The 3,082-nt window shown below is 65.8% G+C and carries 2 protein-coding genes and 1 pseudogene; all 3 read left to right on the plus strand.

Going from position 1 to position 3,082, the window contains the following annotated elements:
- Positions 1 to 759: helix-turn-helix transcriptional regulator (locus EOD07_RS28585; protein ID WP_127237748.1), on the plus strand; the 759-nt coding region annotated here is incomplete at its 5' end.
- A 195-nt stretch (positions 760 to 954) separates the two neighbouring features.
- Positions 955 to 2,628, plus strand: coding sequence for an acyl-CoA synthetase (locus EOD07_RS28590; protein ID WP_127237749.1), 1,674 nt, complete (start codon positions 955 to 957; stop codon positions 2,626 to 2,628).
- 75 nt (positions 2,629 to 2,703) lie between these two features.
- Positions 2,704 to 3,082, plus strand: a pseudogene (locus EOD07_RS28595) (hypothetical protein); the annotation flags it as partial.

Raw genomic sequence — 3,082 nt, forward strand, 5'->3', positions numbered from 1 at the left:
TTCCTGCGCGCCATGCGCGAGCGCGTCGAGCCGTCGCGGCACGGCATCCGCACCGGCACGCGACGCCGCGCAAGCGGGCTGCTGCGCGAGGAAGTCGCGCTGCTCGCCGGGATCAGCGCCACCTGGTACACATGGCTGGAACAGGGCCGCGAGGCCAACCCTTCCGCGCCGGTGCTCAATGCGCTGGCCGACGTGCTGCACCTCTTGCCCGTGGAGCGTCAGCACCTGTTCAAGCTCGCAAAGCCGGAATGGCTGCCCGAAGCGATGGCGCCCGAAGGCCCCTCGCCCGATCCGCGCATTGCCGCATTGCTTGCCGCGCTCTCGCCCAATCCGGCCTATGTGCTCAACCGCGCCTGGGACTTCATTGCCTGGAACGACGAGGCGGCGGACTTGTTCGGCGGCTTCGATCCCGAGGAGCCGACGAAGGGCAACCTACTCAAGCGGCTCTTCCTCGACCCGGCCTGGCGTGTGCTGTTTGCCGACTGGGAGGTTGTGGCTCGCTCGGCTATCGGCCAGTTCCGCGCTGCGACCGTCGGCTACGCGTCGGCGGCCGACATCTCCGCCGTGCTCGACCCGCTCAAGGCGCTAAGCCCGGACTTCGCGCGCCAATGGGCCGAGATGCGGGTGGAGGAAGCCTCGATCTGGTCGAAGGGACTGGTCGGGCCAGGCGGCAAGGTCGCGACCTATGACTACTTCATGCTGGCGCCCGCGGGCTTGGGCAAGGATATAACGCTGAGCCTTTATCGGAAGCGCGGTTAGGCGGTTCAGGTCCTGATTCCGATATCGGGTCCAGCCTGTTGATCGGAAACGTTTAACGCCGCGAAAGCCGGCCGTCTTTCGTGGAGCTTGCTTGCCTGCCGCGACTTTCGCCGCAATCAACCAGCGACATCTTTTCGGGCAATCTCCCTCGGCGGCGATCATGGGAAGATGACCGCCGCCAAAGGGAGGATTGCCATGACCGACACGCCAGCGTCGCTGCCGCGCTACGAAGATGCCGTCGAGCGCTTCCGCATCGAGGACGAGATCGCGCGCCTTCACGGCGACCCCGCCACCGGCATCAATGCCTATGTCGAATGCTGCGGCCGCTATACAGGCGAGAACCGGTTGGCGCTGCGCGCGATCTCGGCCGACGGGGAATTGCGCGAATATTCCTTCGACGATCTGGCCGATATGTCCGGCCGCGTCGGCACAATGCTGAAGGATCTCGGCGTGGGCGCGGGCGATGTCGTGGCCGGCATGCTGCCGCGCATTCCCGAGCTGGTGGCGCTGATCCTCGGCACATGGCGGGTCGGCGCGGTCTACCAGCCGCTGTTCACCGCTTTCGGGCCGAAGGCCATCGAGCATCGGCTGAGCTACAGCAAGGCGAAGCTGGTAGTCACGAACCCCGCCAACCGCGGCAAGTTCGACGAGGTGGAAAACCGTCCGCGCATTGCCACCATCCTTGGCCCCGGCGACATGTTGCCCGCCGGCGATATCGACTTCCGCGTGGCGATCGCAGCCGCCTCCCCCGACTGCGAGCCGGTCATGCGCAAGGGCTCAGACCTGTTCATGATGATGTCGACCTCCGGCACGACCGGGCACCCGAAGGGCGTGCCGGTGCCATTGAGCGCCTTGCTTGCCTTCGGCACCTATATGCGCGACGCGATCGGGCTCACGCCCGACGACGTCTTCTGGAACATCGCCGACCCCGGCTGGGCCTACGGGCTCTACTACGCCATCACCGGGCCCTTGCAGCTCGGCGTCGCCACCACCTTCTACGAAGGCGCCTTCAACGCCAAATCGACCTACGGCATCATCGAGCGCCTGGGCGTCACCAGCCTTGCCGGCTCGCCAACGGCCTATCGCCTGCTGATGGCGGAAGGACCGGAGGCCGCCTCCCGCGTCAAGGGCAGGCTGCGCGTGGTGAGCAGTGCCGGCGAGCCGCTCAACCCGGAAGTGATCCGCTGGTTCGACGCCAACCTCGCCGCGCCGATCCACGACCATTACGGCCAGACCGAGAACGGCATGATGGTCAACAACCATCACGGGCTTAAGCATCTTGTCCGCGCGGGCTCCGCCGGCTTCGCCATGCCGGGCTACCGCATGGTGGTGCTGGATGACGAAGGCAATGAGCTCGGCCCCAACCAGCCTGGCGTGCTTGCCGTCGACATCGCCAGATCACCGCTGCGCTGGTTTGGCGGCTACCACCAGGCGGAGACGCCGGCGATCGCCGGCGGCTATTACCGCACCGGCGACACGGTGGAATACGAGCCGGACGGCTCGGTTTCCTTCATCGGCCGGGCCGACGACGTCATTACCTCGTCCGGCTACCGCATCGGACCCTTCGATGTCGAAAGCGCGCTGATAGAGCATCCGGCGGTCAACGAGGCGGCCGTGGTCGGCGTGCCCGATCCGCAGCGCACCGAGATCGTCAAGGCTTTCGTGGTGCTGGCGCCTGCCTTCAAGGGCAGCGAGGCGCTGGCCGAGGAGCTTGCCCAGCATGTCAAGAAGCGGCTGTCGGCGCATTCCTATCCGCGCGAGGTCGAGTTCGTCAGCGAGCTGCCGAAGACGCCGAGCGGCAAGATCCAGCGGTTCCTGCTGCGCAAGGCCGAGGTGGAGAAGCGGAATAAAGATTTGCTCCCACCCTGATTTCCGCCACGCAAAAGCCGCCAAGTCGGGCGATTGCTGCCAAGGGGTCTTGATCGCTAACCTTGGGGTTGCAGCATGCGGTTGGTCTTAACGCTTCTCTTTGCACTTGCGGGCGGCACGGCGCTCGCCGCCTCGCCGGAAGACGACTATATCGCGGCGCGCGACAAGGCGATCGCCGATATCACCGCGCAGGAAAGCGCCAACACGGCCATCGAAACCATCGATGCGCAGAACGAGAAAGCGCTGGCCGACCTCCAGCAGCGTCTCGCCGCGATTCTCGGTCCGCTTTCGGTCAAAGGTTTCCCGGCGACCGGCACCAACAACATCGAAAGCCTCAACGCTTCCGATATCGGCTACGGCATGCTCGACGGGTTGCGGTATGCCCAGAGCGACGACGGCCCGAGCATCGTGGTCTCGACGCGCGGGCTGACCGAGCGCTGGCTCAAGTCCAAAT

Source organism: Mesorhizobium sp. M2C.T.Ca.TU.002.02.1.1, from assembly GCF_003997225.1.